This window comes from Chryseobacterium sp. TQ-BC-N36, assembly GCF_058382295.1.
Genome location: NZ_CM178175.1, coordinates 4,447,822 through 4,467,915, shown reverse-complemented (window position 1 = coordinate 4,467,915; position 20,094 = coordinate 4,447,822). Strand labels below are relative to the sequence as shown.

At 35.9% G+C, this 20,094-nt stretch carries 16 protein-coding genes and 1 tRNA gene; 10 read left to right on the top strand and 7 right to left on the bottom strand.

The window, feature by feature from the left end:
- Positions 1–47: 47 nt before the first annotated feature.
- Positions 48–698 carry a tRNase toxin domain-containing protein gene (locus tag AC3FI7_RS20120; protein WP_491460766.1) on the bottom strand — a complete coding sequence of 217 codons (651 nt, stop codon included), beginning with the start codon at positions 696–698 and terminating at the stop codon, positions 48–50.
- Positions 699–700: 2 nt separating this feature from the next.
- Positions 701–1,414, bottom strand: a complete 714-nt coding sequence (locus tag AC3FI7_RS20115) for a DUF434 domain-containing protein (protein ID WP_491460765.1) — start codon at positions 1,412–1,414, stop codon at positions 701–703.
- A gap of 287 nt (positions 1,415–1,701) precedes the next feature.
- On the opposite strand from AC3FI7_RS20115, the gene AC3FI7_RS20110 reads away from it, so the two are divergent.
- A complete protein-coding gene (locus AC3FI7_RS20110; protein ID WP_491460764.1) occupies positions 1,702–2,541 on the top strand; it encodes a DUF4822 domain-containing protein in 840 nt (279 codons plus the stop codon).
- A 168-nt stretch (positions 2,542–2,709) separates the two neighbouring features.
- On the opposite strand, the gene AC3FI7_RS20105 is transcribed toward AC3FI7_RS20110, so the two are convergent.
- From AC3FI7_RS20105 to AC3FI7_RS20095, 3 genes are all read right to left on the bottom strand, one after another.
- Positions 2,710–3,759 (bottom strand): MBL fold metallo-hydrolase, encoded by a 1,050-nt coding sequence (locus AC3FI7_RS20105; protein ID WP_491460763.1) that lies wholly within the window; start codon positions 3,757–3,759, stop codon positions 2,710–2,712.
- A gap of 12 nt (positions 3,760–3,771) precedes the next feature.
- Positions 3,772–5,352: a Na+/H+ antiporter gene (locus AC3FI7_RS20100; protein WP_491460762.1), complete on the bottom strand. Its 1,581-nt coding sequence runs from the start codon at positions 5,350–5,352 to the stop codon at positions 3,772–3,774.
- Between the two features lie 403 nt (positions 5,353–5,755).
- Complete coding sequence (locus AC3FI7_RS20095) at positions 5,756–7,507, bottom strand: helix-turn-helix domain-containing protein (protein WP_491460761.1); 1,752 nt, start codon at positions 7,505–7,507, stop codon at positions 5,756–5,758.
- 194 nt (positions 7,508–7,701) lie between these two features.
- Between AC3FI7_RS20095 and AC3FI7_RS20090 the strand changes: the two genes are divergently transcribed.
- Genes AC3FI7_RS20090 through AC3FI7_RS20075 form a run of 4 tightly spaced genes read left to right on the top strand, consistent with a single transcriptional unit; the run spans position 7,702 to position 13,179 of the window.
- The gene (locus tag AC3FI7_RS20090; RefSeq protein WP_142724206.1) at positions 7,702–7,893 is read left to right on the top strand and encodes a hypothetical protein; all 192 of its coding nucleotides are present in this window, start codon (positions 7,702–7,704) and stop codon (positions 7,891–7,893) included.
- Positions 7,894–7,901: 8 nt separating this feature from the next.
- Positions 7,902–10,103 (top strand): prolyl oligopeptidase family serine peptidase, encoded by a 2,202-nt coding sequence (locus AC3FI7_RS20085; RefSeq protein WP_491460760.1) that lies wholly within the window; start codon positions 7,902–7,904, stop codon positions 10,101–10,103.
- Positions 10,104–12,332, top strand: a complete 2,229-nt coding sequence (locus AC3FI7_RS20080) for a lantibiotic dehydratase family protein (RefSeq protein WP_343661291.1) — start codon at positions 10,104–10,106, stop codon at positions 12,330–12,332.
- Positions 12,325–13,179, top strand: a complete 855-nt coding sequence (locus AC3FI7_RS20075) for a thiopeptide-type bacteriocin biosynthesis protein (RefSeq protein ID WP_491460759.1) — start codon at positions 12,325–12,327, stop codon at positions 13,177–13,179. The genes AC3FI7_RS20080 and AC3FI7_RS20075 overlap by 8 nt, the downstream gene beginning before the upstream one ends.
- 136 nt (positions 13,180–13,315) lie before the next feature.
- Here the strand turns inward: AC3FI7_RS20075 and AC3FI7_RS20070 are convergent.
- Positions 13,316–13,389, bottom strand: a tRNA-Ile gene (locus AC3FI7_RS20070).
- A 62-nt stretch (positions 13,390–13,451) separates the two neighbouring features.
- Entirely contained in the window at positions 13,452–13,850 is a 399-nt protein-coding gene (mce, locus tag AC3FI7_RS20065; protein WP_142724221.1) for a methylmalonyl-CoA epimerase, read from the bottom strand.
- Positions 13,851–13,944: 94 nt separating this feature from the next.
- Here mce and rbfA point away from each other — a divergent pair, with 94 nt between their 5' ends.
- The 5 genes from rbfA to AC3FI7_RS20040 all read left to right on the top strand — a co-directional run bounded on the left by rbfA (position 13,945) and on the right by AC3FI7_RS20040 (position 20,060).
- Positions 13,945–14,304 (top strand): 30S ribosome-binding factor RbfA, encoded by a 360-nt coding sequence (gene rbfA, locus AC3FI7_RS20060; RefSeq protein WP_002983518.1) that lies wholly within the window; start codon positions 13,945–13,947, stop codon positions 14,302–14,304.
- A 3-nt stretch (positions 14,305–14,307) separates the two neighbouring features.
- Complete coding sequence (locus AC3FI7_RS20055; RefSeq protein WP_142724222.1) at positions 14,308–15,513, top strand: ABC transporter permease; 1,206 nt, start codon at positions 14,308–14,310, stop codon at positions 15,511–15,513.
- A 79-nt stretch (positions 15,514–15,592) separates the two neighbouring features.
- Positions 15,593–17,383 (top strand): endonuclease, encoded by a 1,791-nt coding sequence (locus tag AC3FI7_RS20050; protein ID WP_142724223.1) that lies wholly within the window; start codon positions 15,593–15,595, stop codon positions 17,381–17,383.
- Positions 17,384–17,445: 62 nt separating this feature from the next.
- A complete protein-coding gene (locus tag AC3FI7_RS20045; protein ID WP_491460758.1) occupies positions 17,446–18,183 on the top strand; it encodes a shikimate dehydrogenase family protein in 738 nt (245 codons plus the stop codon).
- Positions 18,184–18,257: 74 nt separating this feature from the next.
- Positions 18,258–20,060 (top strand): DUF349 domain-containing protein, encoded by a 1,803-nt coding sequence (locus tag AC3FI7_RS20040; protein WP_172617046.1) that lies wholly within the window; start codon positions 18,258–18,260, stop codon positions 20,058–20,060.
- The last annotated feature ends 34 nt before the right edge of the window (positions 20,061–20,094 follow it).

The window sequence follows — 20,094 nt, the reverse complement described above, 5'->3', positions numbered from 1 at the left end:
GAGCTTTATTTTCCCACGAATTTCACAGATGCCACAGAGGTTTGTGTTTATTCATTGATGAATTTTTCCAGAAAGCCGATCAGCTTTGTTCCTCCGTGACTCCACCGGATTCCATGGCCCTGTTTTTCCCTGACTTCAAAAACAAGTTCATGTTTATAGTGGAAAAAAACATTCCACCAGGTTTTATTTTCTAAAATTTCATGGATTTTCTCTATTACTTTTTCCTGCTTCTGCTGATTGTTTCCTTTGATTTCTCCCCAGAACTTATCATCCATTCTTCCGATATGTTTTTCCCAGGCTCTCTGGGCAATGGTGATTTCGTTATTGAAGGGCTCCTGACAAGCTTTGATAAGGATGGCTTTCAAAGGTGGAATAGCATTTTCATCACGAATGCTCGCTAAGGTTAATCTCTGTCCTAAAACATTCAGCCAATGTTCAAACGGAATTGCTTCCAGAAGTTTTGTCTTCACCTCATCTGAATTGTTACTTTCAAGAATGGTAATCAGTTTTTCAAGACTTTCTTCACGGTTGATTATTACTTCTTCGTTAAAATAAGGTGCATCCAGTTCCAGATTATTCTTCTTAAACTTAAATATATTTTCTTCCAGATGTTCCAGATGCTCTCTTTCTAAAATGGCTTTGTATTTACTTTTCCATGCTTCAGAAAAAAGGGAAATATAAGGTTCAAACAGATTCATATTCACATCATTTTGATCAGATTAACAGAAAGGTTTTCTTCTTTGATCAGATATCCGATCAGATTAAACCATGCTTTACAGTGATCCAGAATCCAGGCATCGGAGGAAATAACAGTTTCTGAACTTTCTGCCAGAAATTTATCGGGGTTGTACTGCAGATCACCTTCCCAATTGAGCTGATGCTCCTCAGCAAATTCCAGAATAATCTGTTTTATCCGTCCACTGTTGGAGACAGGCTTATCAAAGATCCAAACAAGCTTCTGAATCTTATTTTTCTGATAAAAAGAAGCGACTAGTTCTACTGCTCTCAGCGTTTGATTCACTCTTTTATAAGTTCCATGAACCCCTGAAAGGTCACGGATGCAGCCATCCAGTCCTTCAAAAATATATGCTTCAGAAAGCAGGCTTTCCAACAGGATCAGAACATTGAAGCCGTCAATATATACGGTCTCTCCTTTTAACGATGAAGAATTTACATGTTTCAACTGCCTGTTTTGTAGCTGTGTAGCAGATGCAGATGCTCCACGAAGAGCCTGTATCTGACGGGTTTTGAGCCTGTACCGGTTTCCTACCAGTTCAGAAGCTGCTTTTTCCGGGTATTCTCTACTCAGCAGATACAGCATGTCTTCAACAGCCAGTTTCAGCTTGCCGATCTGTTTCTCTGCGCCGAACAGGGTGTCATCACCTGTATTTTTTCCACGGTTTCTGTTATTCATGCTCAAAAATAGAGTTTTTATGGTAAGAAATATTTTTTATCTGAGAATATTAAACCATCCCGTCAAAAATTCTTTGAATTTTCGCCATCCCTCCAAAGGAGGGGAATTGTACGTATTCAATAGTAGTAGTTATTATAGCGTTGGTATGATTATGTAGAAATCAACACCAATATCATTTCTTACATTCTAATTTATGATCTGTTATGTTTTCTACAACAAATGAGATATTTTATACAACGCATTGATATCTATTAGGGATAAGTTTGCAAAGACTTAAAAATACCCTTATGAATACACTGAAAAAATTATGTTATTTGTCTGCGTCTGTATTGCTATCAGCATCTTTCATTTCATGTTCAACCGATGACAATGAAATGAGTATTGAACAGCAGACTCCCTCACAGGTACTGTCTTCTACTCCCTGGGAAACGACCGGAGCAAAAGATAAAAATGGAAATAATGTAGCCCTTACTGATGCCAGCGTAGCCGGATATGTAGGATTTGCTTACTTCAAGGCAGACGGAAAGTTTGCTATTTATAACCTGACAGATGTACTGAGATCGATGGGAACATGGTCTGTAGATCCACAGGGAAAGACCAGAACCATTGCTGCACTGAATCCGGACGGAACAACTATTTTCACCCGTGATGTTGAAATTCTTGTTTTGAACAGAAATGAATTCACTTACAGAATCCATCCTAACTCAAGTGATCCTTCTCTGTATTACGACATTATTCATACAAGAACGTCTCATGCCGAACCCGCTAACGGACAGCTTACACTTGCTTCTACTCCATGGGAAACCACAGGAGCAAAGGACAAAAGTGGAAATAATGTAGCCTTAAATGATCCCAGCGTCGCAGGTTTTGTAGGATATTCTTACTTCAAAGCCAACGGAACTTTCAGAATTTTCGGACTAAACGATGTATTAAGATCTGAAGGAACATGGTCTATTTCTCCAGACGGGAAAAAGAGAACACTTACCACCCCTACTTTTACCCGTGTTGTGGATATCCTGGTTCTGAACGAAACCACATTCACTTACAGAATTACTCCTGATGCATCCAATCCAGCTGTATTTTACGACATCATCCATACGAAGGTAAACCATAAGGAGCCTTTGTAGTGATTATTTTTTATAATAAGGAAGAACCTGCTCCGTGATGGGCAGGTTTTTTATATTAAATTTCACAAAGCCACAAACCTTTATTTAAAAAACTTTAGTTTACTTAAGTAAGTTTAAATGGGTAAAAATAACCGATGTGAAAATTCAGACAACTTCTGTTTATTTCATTTATCTATATTCTTCCCACCATTTTTTCCAGCTTGCTGATTCTAACTGATCGAGATTTACTTTTTCTCCGATCATGGGAAGTGTTATCGGAATGTTGTTTTCTTCTGCATGCTTTGATGCCAGCTCCAAAGGCTCATACCAGATGTGCTGTGCCAGCTTGAATTTGGAATTGTGTACAGGGATAAAATTTTTAGCTTTCAGCTCTTTTATTTCTGTCATCAGCTGATCTGGTAATGTATGAATATACGGCCATTTTTCATTGTACTGCCCATTTTCCATGACAGCAAGGTCAAACGGGCCATATTGGCTTCCAATTTCTGTAAAATGATTACCATAACCGCTGTCTCCACCCAAAAACAGATTTTTAGTGGGAGTTTTTAAAACGAAAGATGTCCAGAGAGAGATATTACGATTCAGCAATCTTCCTGAAAAATGTCTTGCCGGAGTAAGAGTGATCCTGAAACCTTCAGCAATGTCTATGCTTTCCCACCAGTTTTTCTCAATGATTTTGTCAAAGCTCCAGCCCCAGTATTCAAAATGTTGTCCGGTACCCAGACCACAAATGACTTTACCCACTTTATCTTTTAATTCCTGAACGGTTTTATAATCCAGATGATCCCAGTGGTCGTGTGAGATAAGCAGAAAGTCTATCTCCGGCATGTGTTCCGGCTTGTAGTAGTCTGCCCCCTGAAAAGCCTTTATGGAACCCGGCATTGGAGAGGCATTTCCACTGAAAACAGGATCTATCAGAAATTTCTTTCCATCCACCTGTATGAAGTAGGAACTGTGCCCGAACCATACCAAAACATTTTCCTCGGGCTGAAGATTCTTAAGATCAGTTACCACAAACGGAAGTGCCGCTTTGGGTGAGGTATTTTCTACTTTGCATAAGCTCTGGAGAAGCAGTTTGGTCATACTTTCACCTTCCAATAAGGCAGGTGTCGTCAATATATTCTGAAACCTCCCATTGAGATAATTGGGAAGCGTACTGAAATATTCTTTTCTTTTTTCATCGGGAAACTGCCCGAGCTGCTTTTTTAAATTTTTCATTCGCTTGATTTTTTACATTCTGAGTCTTTCTTCTTCCAGATCAAGCCTGGTTAAATAATGTCTTATATATTCTTCGTCAATATTAGGATTCCGCCTGTTTTCTTCCCGAAGCCAGATTCTTTGCTGTTCGAGAGTTTCAAAATAGATTTCTTTGGCCTCTTCGGATAACTTATGGATAGAGTCTTCTTTATCTTCCTGCTCCCAGCGGTCCATCAATTGGCTAAAGTATTCATTTTCCGTTCTTCTTTCTTTATAATTTTCATCCAGATATCTGAAGGCTACACGACGCATCTCCCTCCTTAAAAAATGCTCAGATTCTTCTTCAGACATATATCCTCCTCCCGAATCGGATAAATTAAGTGCTTTAATAAGGGTGGGTAATGTCAACCCCTGAATAATCAAAGTGGCAAGAATTACGATGAATGTAATGAAGAGAATAAGATCTCGGTGTGGAAAAGGCTGTCCGTTTTCCATCACAACAGGAATAGACAGTGCTGCAGCCAGTGAAACTACCCCACGCATTCCTGTCCAGCCCATCAATACCGGGGCCTTCATTCCAGGATTTCTGTCTGCTACATTAATAAAATTCCGCATAATCAAGGTTACAAAAACAGCACCAAATGAAGAGATAAAACGAACCAGAATCAATACAGCGGTAATCAGCAAGCCATAACCTATCGCATCGGATAAACTTATCCCTTCTTTATGTAAGCCCACCAAAATTTCCGGCAGATCAAGACCTATCAATAAAAATACAATTCCGTTGATCAGAAATACAAAGCTTTCCCATACATTGGACCCTCTCAGCCTGGATTGTGAAGTTCTGAAAATCTGATGCCTTCTTACGGAAAGGAATAAACCACCGCTTACCACGGCTAATACTCCTGAAGAGTGAAATTCTTCTGCCGCGATATACATCACATACGGAGCTACCAGGCTAAGGATCGCGTCCATATTGACATCAGTGGGAAATATTTTTTCTATTTCAAGAAAGACAAAAGCCAGTAGAACTCCTATTCCCAAACCTCCAAAAACCATCCATCCGAAGCTCAACGCTGCATCCTGCCATAAGAACTGTCCCGTAGCTACAGCCACCATTGCAAATCTGAAAATGATCAGTGAGGAAGCATCATTAAATAAGCTTTCCCCTTCCAGAACAGTAGACAGGTTTTTAGGAACTTTCACAAACTTCAAAATAGCTCCTGCACTTACCGCATCCGGCGGTGATACAATTCCTCCCAGCACAAAGCCTAACGCCAATGAAAAGCCGGGAATGTATAAGTTTGCTGCAAAAGCTACGGATATTGCCGTAAGGAAAACCACAATAAAGGCAAAACTGGTAATAATGCGCCTCATTTTCCAGATCTCCTTCCATGATACGGCAAAAGAAGCTTCGTATAAAAGCGGAGGCAGGAAAATAATAAAGATAAGTTCAGGATCAATTTTCAACACCGGCAATCCGGGAATAAAACTGATCAGCAGTCCTGCGATAACCAATATGATGGGATAAGCCACTTTCAGCCGATTGGCCAGCATAATAGCCCCGATAATGACAAGAACCAGCCCTAAATAATAAATAAAATTTTCCACCATTGCTTTTTCAATTAATTTTAAATTAAGTCTCTGTTTTTTGGATCACGAAATTTAAAAGAAAATTAAATATAAGCATAAGATCCTGAGATGTGAAAAATAAATTAACCGGCAGTGAAAATTTTAATCAATGATTTTTGGAGTAAATACATTAATATTTAGAAGCCATCGACCAGTCCCACCATAATTAATCCCAACATTGAGCCTAACAGAATTAATATAGCTAACGTCTTAGCAAAAGTTAACCAATACGTCTTTCCGGCAACTGTAAAATTTGCGGGATTGATATTGTAGCATAAACGGAAGGATTAATACGTAGATCTGGTCTAAACAACTCCCTGAATATACCTTCCTCTGTAAAGCTTTGAGATTTCCGATATCGTAAATGTAACCTGTATCTACTCCATCAAATTGGGTCAATAGAGTTTACAGCCTTTTCAATTTCTTTTAAATACACAGAAAGTAGAGTCCCTGTTTTCTTTTTAAAAGCCAAAGTAAATGCTTGCTCATTGTTATATCCCAGTTCTTCGGCAATAAATGGAATTTTATATGAGCGAAATCTTTTATCTTTTGCTAATCTGCCTATCGCATAATCAATGCGAAGATCGTTAAGATACGCTGTAAAATTCTTTCCTTTATGGGTATTAATTACCTCTGACAAATATTTAGAATTTGTCTTAATCATTTTTGCAAGTGTTCCCAGGGTAATTCCTTTATTTAAAAACTGTTCTTTACTTTCAAAAACACTAAGTCCTTTTAAAATGGTCTGTACAACGTCTTCGGAAACAGTTTTCGGTATTTTGTCCACTCCTGTTTCAGTTTTTTTCGGTACTTCTACAGCAACAGCTTCCATTTTTATTTCCGGTTTTTTTTCGCTCTCATTTTCATTAACAGCCTGGATCAGGTCCTGTGCAATCTTTCTATATTTTCTTTCTGAATTTTTGTATTTGAGGTAAAACCTGATTAATAGTGAAATAATTATAAATAAAGCAGTTAAAGCAATGTAAAAGAATATTTTCCGGTATTTCAGCTCTCTGATAATAGCTTCTTTTTCTTGTAACAGATTTGGGGTATCATATCGTCGGGGAAGTTCTCTGGAAATATATCTGAAGCGGGAATCCAATACCTGATCTACCTTTAAAAATCTTTCAACATAATACAGCTGCTTCTCCCTGTCATTGGTTTCTTTATAATAGTCAATAAGGTAAGTATAAACCTCTCTAAGCTCCGGAAAAACATAGTTCGTTTTGAGCACCATTGAATCAATTTTAGCAAAATTTTCTATTGCTTTAGCTCTTTCATTTAAGCCAGCATAAGATCTGCCTAAATTCAAAAGTGTGTAGTTCTGGTTTCTTTTGCTTTTGTAGTTTGCTGTAAAAAAGTATTTTTTGCACTGCTGTAAATTTTCAATGGCAAGATTATATTTTTTTAAGGAATAATTGTAATACCCCAATAAACCAAGATTCTGATAATAGCTATAAAGATTTTTATTTTTTTTTGAAGCCTCAAGTCCTTCCTGTATTAATACAAATGCTGAATCCAATTTATTACCGTCTATGTAAGCATCTGCCAGATTAATTTTAAGAAGATTATGTTCGTCCTCATTCAGATAATCAGCATTATATAAATAATATCTTAGAGTTTTAACAGTCTCAGCATGCTTTCCAATATAGTTTTTTAAATAAGCAATACTAATATTGGCCATGGCAATTTGCCTCTTATACCCCTTCTCTTTAGCATATTTCAATCCCAGTACATAATTATTCAAAGCAGCCTGAAGATTATCAAACTTAAAGTATAAATTCCCTCTTAACAAAAAAGTCCTGGCAGGATAATAGATCTCTTTGGATTGCCTTGTGATCATCTGGACGCTATCAAGATATTTCAATGCATTGGGCAATGATTCATCAAAATGCAGCATGATATAAGCTTCTGCAATTTGCGTTTCATCATGATCACTTTTTGCTTTTTCAAGGTATGATTTTGCAATATTTTTTCTACCATTAGTATCATCCGGCGAAATTTCATAGAATTTTCCCTCCAGTTCCTGATAACTATAATTTTTTAAAACACTTTTGGCAATATTTTCAGTGTTGTTTTTTTGTGCATAAAATAAATTACATAAAACGAGCAACAAAAGCAACCTTATTTTAAACATCTTCCTCTTTTTTACAAAAATATTATTTAAAAATGAGAGTCATACTAAAATCAAAAAAAACAATAACAAAATACTGAAAATCAGAAAATTAAAAAATCATACCAACTCTAAATTCATGAATCTAGAAAAGCTTTTTTACGATCAAATAGAAAAAACGCTTTTATTTGCAAACAATTAAAAAAAATTTTTTTACAATGAAAAACGAAAAAAAAGACAAAAAGAAACTATCTTTAAAAAAATTACAAATGGCAAAGATTGATAATCTTCATAAAATTTTTGGAGGAGGCCCTAATCATCTTGTACAACATATCGATGGTTGTGCCAATGGTGATGATGGTAGCTCACTTGATGATGGATTAGGACCAAAGATTCCTATTACTAAATAATTTTTAGCATGCACTATAAAATATTTTTCATTTTTATTCTTTTAACAACATCCTTAAAAGCTCAGTTTAATAACCAGGCCCCCTCGGTTCCTGCTACAGATGACTATTTTGGGTTTAAAATAACAGATGAGTTTAGAAATTTAGAAAATTTAAAAGATTCTACAGTAACCCGGTGGATGAAGTCTCAATCCGATTTTACAGCTTCAATTCTCAGTTCCATCCCCAACAGAAATTATTACTACAATAAAAGGTTAGAGTTTGATAAAAGAGAAGGATATTCTATCTCAGACTTAAAAGTAACCAGAAATGATAAATATTTTTATTTAAAAAGAAATGTTGGCGAAAAAACAGCAAAAGTTTATTATAGAGATGGTTTTTCCGGAACAGAAAACTTACTCTATGATCCATCAGAATTTATTTCGTCAAAGAAAACAACAGTTGGCACCAAAGCACCTAACTTCATTATCAACCTGATAAGCCCCAGTTGGAATGGAGATAAAATAGCAATTTCATTAACCCAGGGAGGCAAAGAACTCTCTGAGGTTATTGTAATGAATGTGGATAATAAAAGTATTTATCCGCAAACCATTATAAACACAAATCCTTCAACCGTTGGTGGAATTAAATGGCTGGATGATAACAATGGCTTTTTTTATACTTATTATCCTGTTGTTGATTTACAATCAAAAGACTTCAGAAAAAATACCCAGGCCATACTCTACCGGATAGGAGAAGACCCGAAAGCTCTCAATGACGTTTTTTCAAATGTACATAACCCTGACTTAAAAATCAGCAGCACTGAATACCCAGCCATATTATCTTTCAATCCTGAAGATCAATATTACATCGGTATACTGGTAGATGCCGAAAACTTTAGAAAGACATTTTTTATTGATAAAAAAGATTTATTACAAGGAAAAAAAAATTGGAAGCCATTATATGATAAAGATAGTAAGGCATTTTCAATAAGATTATCAGGAAATGATATTTACTTTTTATCAGGATATAATTCATCCAACTATAAATTATGCAAAACCAGCATTAACACAAGAGATTTTAAAAACCCTGAAGTTCTGGTTCCTGAGAAAAAAGATGAAGTCATAAAGCAATACACCATTACAAAAGATGGTATTTATTATGTAACCACCAAAAACGGTGTGGAAGCTAAACTATATCTCTATCGGGATGGAAAAGAAATCCCAATTAAATTACCATATGTTGCAGGCAGCGTAGATCTACAGGCAAAGGGAGATCAATTTTCAGATGTCTGGATAAACTCTTCAGGCTGGGCTAATGATGAACAACGCTTTAAATATTATCTATCAACAAACACTTTTACCCAGGAAAACCTTGTTCCTCTGATAGATTTTCCGGAATTTAAGGATATTATTGTTGAAGAGCTATCTATAAAGTCTTACGATGGTACAGAAGTACCATTATCTATAATCTATAATAAAAACAGTAAAAGAAATGGTAAAAATCCACTGCTTATAGACTGTTATGGAGCTTTTGGTGAATCTTCGACACCTTTTTTTGCAAAAAGTTATCTTTTGTGGGTAAACCAGGGAGGTATCGTTGCTATTCCCCATGTAAGAGGAGGAGGGGAAAAAGGGGCACAATGGCATATTGATGGGCAGAAAAATAAAAAGCCCAATACCTGGAAGGACCTTATTGCCTCCACTGAATATCTCATTAATCAAAAATTTACTTCTCCAGAAAAAATCGCAATATGGGGAGCCAGTGCAGGAGGAATTGCCATTGGCAGAGCAATGACGGAAAGGCCTGAATTATTTAAAGCAGCTATTATAGAATCAGGAGTATTGAATACCATCAGATTCGAGAATAATGGTATTCAGGCAACCAGTATCAAAGAATATGGTAATCCAAATGATCCTATAGAATTTAAAGGATTATTAGAAATGGATTCTTATGAACATATTAAAAAGGGGAAAAAATATCCTGCCACATTAATTTGTGCTGGAATCAATGACCCTAGAGTTGCAACTTGGCAATCTACCAAATTTGCAGCTAAATTATTGGCTAATAGCGATTCAAAAAAAACTATTTTACTAAATATTGATTATGAAGGAGGTCATGGCGGAAATATTCCGGTAGCCCAAAGGTATTCTAATTTATCAGATATCTTTGCTTTTGCTTTTTGGCAACTGGGTCATCCTGATTATCAGCCTCCAAAATCCCGTAAAAAATAAATGTCCCGTTTCCCCTATCAATTTTTTGAAGAATATGTTTTTCGTACTCCCTTATTTTCGCGGAAGAAATTCCAGGAGATAACAGGTTCTGATGAAATTCCAAAAGATGACCTGAAATCCATATATGCAGATCCGGTTTTTCAGGAAGCTATTTATCTTGCATCTCCTTACCTGCACAAAAAATTAAATGAATGGATCATATCCGGGTATGATCTTCATAATAAAGAAAATCAGAAACTTAAAAATAGTTTTTTAAAGTATTATAGCAGGATGAGCACCCGCTCTATTCCATTTGGGTTATTTACCGAGGTTGGTCTTGGTAAGTTTAGCGAAGCTTCTCAGCCTTTTATTAGAAAAGACCACCTATCGAGCAATCAGCTTATCAGGGAAACAAAACTTGATATGCATTTCCTGGTTGGTCTCTCTGATCATTTTGTAAAAATGCCAGAGATAAGAAACCGCTTATTATTTTATCCCAATAATAGTATTTACAAAATAAGAGATAGGATTCGATATGTTGAATATGAATACTCTTATGGAAAAAGAGATTATATTATCTCCTCAGTGCAGCTTTCAGATGAATTACAGGACATACTCGAATCTGCCCGCCAAGGTAAAACGATAGTACAACTTTCAGATATCCTGATCAACGAAGAGATCACCAAAGAAGAAGCAGAAGAATTCATCAATGAACTTATCGACAATCAGATATTAGTAAGTGAGCTGGAGCCGACTGTTTCCGGAAAAGATTTCCTGGACATTATGATTGATGCATTATCCAGATTAGAAATAAGAAAAGAAGCAGACATTCTGAATCAAATAAAAATCAAAATTAATGAAATAGATAATAAGATTGGAAACTCTATTTCTGTTTATTCTGACATCGAAAGTTCAATTCAATTATTTAATGCAGAATATGACCAAAAATATCTCTTTCAAACCGATTTGTATTTTAAAGAGAGGTTTATTTTACCCTCCTATTGGAAAAAAACATTAAAAGATGCCATTGTATTTTTAAATAAGATTACAATTCCTCTCCAAGACAGCAAGCTAGAGAGATTTAAAAAAGCTTTTCATGAAAGATTCGAAAAAAAGGAAATGTCATTACCATATGTGCTGGATACCGAGATTGGAATTGGCTACCGACAGGATATTCCAACAAAAGGAATGCATCCCTATATTGAAAATCTGAAATATTCTGAAAGCAACGAAAATTCAAATATAAAAATAGAACTGAATTCGTTTCAGCAAATCCTGAATGATAAAACACAACAGGCTCTATTCAATCAGCAATACAAAATCGAACTATTTGATAAAGATTTCGAAAATTTTCATGAAGAATGGAATGATCTGCCAGATACTATTTCTTTTGTCACAGAAATTATTTCTGATAACAATCAGGAAAAGCTATCGTTAAGTGGCGGTGGCGGAAGTAGTGCTGCAAATGTCATGGCAAGATTTTGTTCAGAAAAATCAGAAGTTCATGATTTTACAAAAAAAATAACCAGAAAAGAACAGGAATTAAATACAGACTATATTTCAGCGGAAATTGTTCACCTTCCTGAAGCAAGAATAGGAAATGTAATCAGAAGGCCGGCATTGCGGTCTTATGAAATTCCCTTTTTAACCCAGTCGGTCCTACCAAAAGAAAATCAAATTCCTATTGACGACTTATATATTTCCCTGAAAAACAACAGAATAGTTTTGCGTTCAAAAAGACTTAATAAAGAAGTTAAACCATATTTAACAAATTCACATAATTATTCTGCCAATCCCCTGCCTGTTTATCATTTCTTATGTGATCTTTATCAACAAAACATCAGACCAGCCATTAATTTTAACTGGGGAGATCTTAAAATGATTTATCAGTTTTTACCCAGAATTGAATATAAAAATATTATTCTATCCAAAGCCTGGTGGAAAATTACAGAAAAAGAGTTTACCCAATTTTCAATATTTCAAAACGATGAATTCGGTAATAAAGAAGAATTATTAGCAGAAATAAGAGAATGGAGAAATAAAAGACTGATTCCAAAATGGATACAATGGGTACAATCTGACAACAAACTCACCATTAATCTCGAAAATTATGATCTGGTGAAAGTTTTTGTTGATACCATAAGAAAAAATAAATCAATTATTATTGAAGAGTTTCTATATAACGAAAATAACGATTTTATGCATCAGTTTATTTTTTCAATATACAACAAAAGCAAAATTAATGACTGAAAAACAATCTATTATCACGGATGAATGGCTGTATTTTAAAATTTATACAGGAATAAAAACAGCCGATATTATTTTAGAGGAATCTCTAGAGCCATTACTTGAATATTTATACAAAAATAAACATATCTCAAAGTGGTTTTTTATCCGTTATAATGATCCGAAATCACATCTTAGAATACGATTAAAATTAAGGAATATAGATAAAAAAGAGCACTACACCGCAGCCTTTGATAAAATGAATAATATCATACAGCCCTATATAGAAAGTGGTGAAATCTCATCAGTATTGGTTGACAGATACCAACCTGAACTTGAACGATATGGATCTAATACCATGGAAGATGCAGAAACATTATTTCAGAAAAACAGTGAATTTGTCCTCAAATGCCTGCATTATACTGATGTTGAAAAAATAATGCTCGTCCTTTTTTATATCGATGAACTTTTGAATAAGATCAATATAAGCATTGAGGAAAAGCTTCAATGGAGTGCAGATTTCAATAATATTTTCAAAAAAGAATTCAACACCATAAAAAAGCTTAACAGCCAGCTGGATAAAAAATACAGAGAATTTAAACCTCTCTATTTAAATTTTATGCAATCAGAAGAATTCTCCAAAGAAAGGGATCTTGTTATGACAAATATAAAAGCAAGCAATGCTGCGTTGCAAAATATCATCTGCCATCATAAGAATCAAACTTTAGAAGTATCCTTACAAAGTTTTTTCCAAGCTATATTCCATATGAATATCAACAGGCTATTTACCTCTGATCAGCGTTTATTTGAAATGGTAATTTATGATTATTTACTGAGATACTATAAAACAGAAATGTTTAGAAAATCTTAAAATCACATACTGCAAAACTCATTCTTTAAAATCATACTGAAACGTATGATTATAAAAACCTTTACTTATTTTTAAGATATATTAAGGTTGAATTTCAATAAAAAACCGCTCACATACGTAAGCGGTTGATTTTCTGTGGTCCCACCTGGGCTCGAACCAGGGACCACCTGATTATGAGTCAGGTGCTCTAACCAACTGAGCTATAGGACCTCAAAACTTGGTTAAATTTTGTGTTTGCAAAAATAGTAAAATTTCTTTCACTACAAAATTTTTTATTGCTTTTCTTGGCAAAGTTCTACCAGCACGCCGTTTGTAGACTTTGGATGTAAGAAGACAACTAATTTATTATCAGCACCTTCTTTAGGTTCTTCGGAGATAAATTGAAATCCTTCTTTTTTCAGTCTTTTCACTTCATCCAGGATATTTTCTACCCCAAATGCCAGATGATGGATCCCTTCACCCTTTTTATCAATAAATTTTGAGATCGGACTTTCAGGGTTACTGGCCTCCAACAGTTCAATTTTACTTTCTCCTGTTCCATAGAAAGAAGTGACCACCCCTTCCCTTTCCACAGTTTCTTTTTTGTAGGATTCTTTTCCCAATAATCTGGCAAAAAGTTCATCAGAAACCCCTAAAGACTTTACGGCAATGCCAATATGTTCTAACTTCATAAATGATTAATAAATATAATTAAATCGTAAATTTGATACTGCAGTTGAATTTCAAAGTATCAATTCAAACAAAAGTACTAAATTTGCAGAAATTATGGAAAGTAACAGACAAAGAAAAGTAGCACAGATCATTCAGGAAGACTTCGCGGAGCTTTTCCGTAAACAGGCTGCAGAAAGCAAACAGAGCATATTGGTATCTGTTTCAGATGTAAAAGTAACTGCTGACTTGGGAATTGCCAAGATTTATTTAAGTATTTTCCCACAGGAATTCCGTACTGCTGTGATGAAGGAGATTGAAGAAAACAAACCTCAATACAGAAACTTCATTGGCCAGAAAATGGCAAAACAGGTGCGTATTATTCCACAACTTAACTTTTACCTGGATACCGCTCTTGATGATGTTGAAAGACTGGAAAGAGAATTACGAGGTGAAGGCGACAATCCTGTTTTATAGGTCTTGAAGAATATTGCATTTTACATAGCATCCCGATACCTTTTGGCTAAAAAAGGAAGTACTGCCGTGACGTTTATTACGTGGCTGGCCGTAGGTGCCATGACGGTTGCTGTGGCTGCAATGTTCGTCATTATTTCTGTTTTTTCAGGTCTTGAAGATCTGAATAAAGATCTTATTTCCAATCTTCACTCAGACCTTACTTTAAAAAGCACTTCCGGAAAAACAATTAAAAATATTGATAACGTCTATAAAATTCTGGCCAGCAATAAAGAGATCAGCAGTTTTTCCCGTGTTATTGAAGAAAAAGTATACATCAGCTTCAATGGAAAAGGCGATATTGCTTATCTAAGAGGTGTTGACTCCGCTTACATTAAGGTGAATCCCATCAACAAGGAGATTTTCTACGGAACTTATCCGAGTTTCAAATACTCTAATGAAGTATTGATGGAAAACAGCCTTGATAACAGGCTTTCAATCCCTGTGGATTCGTCTAACCATTATGCAACAGTTTTTATGCCCAAGCCGGGAACTGGGATCATTAATAAAGAAGAGGACATTTATAATAAAAGAGATATTCTGGTAACAGGTGTTTTCCCCGGAAAAGATCAGCTGGACAGCTATATCATCTCTCCTATCGAACTTACGGAAGAATTACTTAATCTTCCTAAAAAGTCAGCTTACCAGATTGTTATTAAATTAAAAAATCCGGAAAACGCAGATGCCGTAAAGCAGAACCTGCTTTCTTCACTCGGAAAAAATATAGAGATCAAAACCAAAGAAGAGGAGAATGCCGCTTTCTGGAAAATGATCAATACTGAAAAACTTTTTATTTATCTGATTTTTGCACTGGTCATTTTCATTACCACCTTCAATCTTGCCGGAGCGATTATCATCCTTCAGCTTGACAAAAAAGAGCAGGCAAAATCGTTGATATCACTTGGCTTCCCTTTAAGCCATTTAAGGATGACCTATTTTTATACAGGAATCCTAATTGTTGTTTCCGGTGTGATTACCGGATTGATCATGGGAACAGCACTTTGCTATTTCCAGCTTTATACCGAATTCTTCAGAGCCAATGAAGTTCTCCCTTTCCCGGTAAAGATCGTAGGAAAGAATTATCTTATTGTCGCGCTTACCGCTTCTCTGTTCGGAATAACAATTTCATGGTTCTTTTCAAAAATCAGCAAAGAATATATTACTAAAAACTAATGTTTTAAGTTTATATATTACATTAAATTAATACACTTCGTTAGCATTTTTTTGTACCTTTACGCCCCAATTTTAAAAAATGAAACGAATTTTATCTTTTTTTCTATTAAGCGTAACATTGATAAGCGCTTTAGCACAGGCTCCGGCAGGATATTACAACCAGGCAGCAGGATTATCAGGAGCAGCTCTTAAGACAGCTCTTAAAAACATCATCAGCAATGGACATGTAGATCATGGATATAATGGACTATGGACAGGCTATGCTACGACTGACCGTGACTATTTTTATGAAAATGACGGAACTATTCTGGATATCTATTCTGAAAACCCAAGTGGACCTGATCAATACAGCTACACTTATGGAACGAACCAGTGCGGAACCTATTCTACTGAAGGGCAGTGCTACAACAGAGAGCACGTTGTTCCTCAGAGTTTATTCAGCAGTGCTTCTCCAATGGTCGCTGATATCCACTTTATACGCCCTACAGACGGGAAAGTAAACGGGATGAGATCCAACTATCCTTATGGAATCGTAGGAAATGCCTCTTTTGTTTCTAAAAACGGATCAAAATTAGGAACATCCATCTCTGCAGGATACTCAGGAACTGTATTTGAGCCAATTGATGCTTTTAAAGGAGATATCGCCAGAATGATCCTTTATTTTGTTACAAGATATGAAGATAAACTTGTCAATTTCACATCCGGTGGAATGCTTGCCAACAGCACATTTCCAGGTCTTCAGCCATGGGCATTGAATCAATACCTGGCATGGCACGCAATGGACCCGGTGTCTCCGGAAGAGATTGCAAGAAACAATGCTTCTTACGCTTACCAGGGTAACAGAAACCCATTCATTGATCACCCTGAATATGTTGCTCAGATCTGGGGAACTCCTGTTGTTGATACTCAAGCTCCTACAGCTCCTACAAACGTTATTGCCAACAACCCTACTTCAAACTCTATCGCAGTAAGCTGGACGGCAGCTACAGACAACGTAGGAGTAGCTTCTTATCAGGTGTATGCCAACGGTAACCTGGCAGCTACTGTTTCTGGAACCACGACAAGCACTACAGTAAATTCTTTATCTCCACTTACCCAATATACATTCTATGTAATTGCTAAAGATGCAGCCGGGAATTCATCTCCACAAAGTACAACCGCTACAGAAACGACTCTTGACGGATCTACAGGTGGTGGAAGCTGTGGTACTGAAGATTTCAGTACCATGCAGGATGGTTCATCTTTACCATCTTCATATGCAACAAGAACATGGACAAACAATAATATAACCTGGACAGCAACTCTGGCAAGAACTGACGAAACTATTAATGGTAAAGCTGTTTGTACCAACAAGGGAACTCTAACGAGCTCTGTTGTTTCGGGAGGTGTTCAGACTTTAACATTGACAACCCAGAGAAAATACAATGGAAACAACGGTAACCTGAACGTTCTGATAAATAATGTTACTGTAGGAACCATCCCATACAGCAGTACTGTAACGACCACTACTATCAATGTAAATGTAGGAGGTGATGTAACCATTCAGATTGTCAATCCAAATAATGGTGACAGAGTTGCTATGGATGACCTTAGCTGGACATGTTTTGGTACGCTGGCAACTGCTGAAACACCAAAAAGTAAATCAGAATTCACAATTTACCCTAATCCGGTAAGAAACAATGAATTATCTGTAAAAGGAGAAAACTTAAGCAAAATTTCAAAAGCTGAGATCTATGATCTTTCAGGTAAATTAATTGAAACAATTACCAATCCTTTCAGATACTCAAACAAGATTAACCTTAAAGGAATGGTAAAAGGAACTTACATTCTGAAAACAGATAATTTCTCTACTAAATTTATCGTAGATTAATTATTAAAAAATATTTAAAACCAAAGGCCGGATTTGTCCGGTCTTTTTTTTATTTTTGATATATGGATTCCAATAAAAAATTAGGATTGATAGGACGAAATATTTCCTATTCCTTTTCTAAAAAATTCTTCGAAAATAAGTTCCAGAAGCTCATGCTGAAGAACTTCTCCTATGATATTTTTGATCTGAAAGAAATCAATGAAGTGGAAAATCTTTTTAGCTCTCCTGAGCTGCTAGGATTCAATGTCACCATTCCTTATAAAGAAAAAATAATTGATTATCTTGATGAATTAAGTGACGAAGCAGAGAAGATAGGTGCAGTCAACTGCGTTCTTATTCAGGATGGTAAAAAAACAGGGTATAATACGGATGCTTTCGGCTTTGAAAAAACGCTTCTTTTACATCAAAAGCCTATGCAGGATAAAGCACTCATCTTAGGAAACGGAGGGGCAGCAAAAGCTGTGAAATATGTTTTGGATAAACACAATATCCCTTCTGTAACCATTTCCAGAAGTACGGAGATCAATTTTGACAATCTTGGACAGGAAACCGTTGCAGAACACAAAATCATCATTCAGTGTACTCCGGTAGGTACATATCCGAATATTAAAGACTGCCTGAATTTCCCTTTTGACGGGCTTTCTTCAGATCATCTGGTTATTGATCTGATTTACAACCCCAATTATACCCAGTTCATCATCAATGCTTCTGAAAAAGGGGCCAAGACAGTAAACGGATATTATATGCTTGAGCAGCAAGCAGAAAAAGCCTGGGAAATTTGGAATTTTCAAAAAAAATAACATAAATTAGTGCTTTAATTGGCCTTAAAGCTATATTTAAAGGATATTAACGCCACTCACATAAAAGATTTGCTATGATTACAGAAAACAATCTTTCTGAAAACGAAGAAAAGAAAAATCCTAACGAAGTATCTCAGGACCCATCAGAAAACACCGTTTCTCATGATGCAAACCCGCATGAAGATGATGCAGAACATCTGGAAGAACATGAAGAGGAAGAGATTTCCCTTGCCGATGCTTTAAAGGAAATGGAAAAAATCATCAACACTCCCAACGCAGGAGAAAACTTCAAGAGATTCAACCAGCTGAAGGAAAAAGCAAGTCATTATATCCATGATGAAGTGGAAGACAAAAAGCATGAATATGTAGAAGCAGGAAACGCTCCTGAAAACTTCAGCTATGAACACCCTTCTCAGACTAAATATTCTGCGCTGGTCAATATTTTCAAGGAAAAACACGATGATTTTCAGAAAGGACAGGAAGAAGAACAGAAAAAAAATCTTGAGCATCGTCAAAACATTATTGAAAGACTTAAAAATTTATATACCAGCTCTGAACCGGGAATCAATCTTTTCAAATCCATCCGTGAGATTAAGGAAGACTGGTCAAAAGCCGGACAGGTTGCCAAGTCTGAATTCAAAATTCTTAACAATAATTACTTCCACCACCTGAATCAGTTTTATCAGATGCTGGATCTGAATAAAGAATTTCTGGAGCAGGAATACAGTCATAACCTGGAAAAAAGAGAGCATATCATTGCCCGGGCTAAAGAACTGGAAAACGAACCGGTAATCCAGAAAGCATTAAATGAACTTCAGTATCTTCACAAACTGTGGAAAGAAGAAGCTGAACCTGTTGCTGAAGAATTCCGCGAAAAGACATGGGAAGAGTTCAAAGAAATCTCCAATAAAATTCACGAAAGAAAATCTGAACTTTCTGCTTCTATTGAAAAGGAACAGAATGAAAACCTTGAAAAGAAAAATCAGATCATCGCTGAAATCAAGAAGCTTTCTGAGCCTTCAGAAACACCCAACCACAGCTATTGGCAGAATGCCATCAAAAGAGTTGAAGATCTGCGTTCCGATTTCTTAAAAACGGGAAGCGTACCAAGAAAACTTTCCAATCAAAACTGGAACGACTTCAAAACTACACTTAGGGGGTTTAATACCACTAAAAATAATTATTACAAATCTTTAAAAGGTTCTCAGCAGGCCAATCTTGAAGAAAAGTTAAAACTGATCCAGACAGCAAAGGACAATATGAACAATGAAGAATGGGATATCGCCGTTCCATTATTCAAAAAACTTCAGGAAGACTGGAAGAAAATCGGCCACGTTCCAAAGAGCATGACCAATAAAATCTGGGACGAGTTCCGTGATGCATGTAATGCATTCTTCAACAATTACAGAGAGAAAAGCAATACTTCTACAGACAACTGGAAGGAGAACTATAAGAACAAAAAAGCGCTTCTTGACGAACTGAAAGAAGTTTCCAATGACGAAGGAAGCATTGAAAGAATCGAACAGATCAAAACGTCATGGAACAATATCGGAAAGGTTCCGAGAGATAAGATCTCAATCAACTCAGAATTCAATAAAACATTAAGAGAGAAGCTTAAAATAAATAAGATCAACGAACTTGAACTGAAAGAGGAAGGTTTATCCGAAAATCAGCTTACCGACAAAGCCAGAAAGATCAAAAATCAGATCTCTGATCTTGAAGCGGAAATCGTAAAACTGGAAAACAACCTTTCATTCTTCAACAAGCCGTCAAGAGAAAATCCTCTGTTAAAAGATACTTATAATACGATTGATGAGAAAAAAGCTCATCTTGAAACATTAAAACAAAATCTCCATAATATCATCAGCGGAGAATAATACACAACAGAATACATAAAGGCGGAGCAAAGCA

What these genes read in the sequence shown, in the direction of transcription:
- AC3FI7_RS20120 (WP_491460766.1), bottom strand. Translation starts at nt 698, where the DNA reads ATGAATCTGTTTGAACCTTATATTTCCCTTTTTTCTGAAGCATGGAAA.
- AC3FI7_RS20115 (WP_491460765.1), bottom strand. Translation starts at nt 1,414, where the DNA reads ATGAATAACAGAAACCGTGGAAAAAATACAGGTGATGACACCCTGTTC.
- AC3FI7_RS20110 (WP_491460764.1), top strand. Translation starts at nt 1,702, where the DNA reads ATGAATACACTGAAAAAATTATGTTATTTGTCTGCGTCTGTATTGCTA.
- AC3FI7_RS20105 (WP_491460763.1), bottom strand. Translation starts at nt 3,759, where the DNA reads ATGAAAAATTTAAAAAAGCAGCTCGGGCAGTTTCCCGATGAAAAAAGA.
- AC3FI7_RS20100 (WP_491460762.1), bottom strand. Translation starts at nt 5,352, where the DNA reads ATGGTGGAAAATTTTATTTATTATTTAGGGCTGGTTCTTGTCATTATC.
- AC3FI7_RS20095 (WP_491460761.1), bottom strand. Translation starts at nt 7,507, where the DNA reads ATGTTTAAAATAAGGTTGCTTTTGTTGCTCGTTTTATGTAATTTATTT.
- AC3FI7_RS20090 (WP_142724206.1), top strand. Translation starts at nt 7,702, where the DNA reads ATGAAAAACGAAAAAAAAGACAAAAAGAAACTATCTTTAAAAAAATTA.
- AC3FI7_RS20085 (WP_491460760.1), top strand. Translation starts at nt 7,902, where the DNA reads ATGCACTATAAAATATTTTTCATTTTTATTCTTTTAACAACATCCTTA.
- AC3FI7_RS20080 (WP_343661291.1), top strand. Translation starts at nt 10,104, where the DNA reads ATGTCCCGTTTCCCCTATCAATTTTTTGAAGAATATGTTTTTCGTACT.
- AC3FI7_RS20075 (WP_491460759.1), top strand. Translation starts at nt 12,325, where the DNA reads ATGACTGAAAAACAATCTATTATCACGGATGAATGGCTGTATTTTAAA.
- mce (WP_142724221.1), bottom strand. Translation starts at nt 13,850, where the DNA reads ATGAAGTTAGAACATATTGGCATTGCCGTAAAGTCTTTAGGGGTTTCT.
- rbfA (WP_002983518.1), top strand. Translation starts at nt 13,945, where the DNA reads ATGGAAAGTAACAGACAAAGAAAAGTAGCACAGATCATTCAGGAAGAC.
- AC3FI7_RS20050 (WP_142724223.1), top strand. Translation starts at nt 15,593, where the DNA reads ATGAAACGAATTTTATCTTTTTTTCTATTAAGCGTAACATTGATAAGC.
- AC3FI7_RS20045 (WP_491460758.1), top strand. Translation starts at nt 17,446, where the DNA reads ATGGATTCCAATAAAAAATTAGGATTGATAGGACGAAATATTTCCTAT.
- AC3FI7_RS20040 (WP_172617046.1), top strand. Translation starts at nt 18,258, where the DNA reads ATGATTACAGAAAACAATCTTTCTGAAAACGAAGAAAAGAAAAATCCT.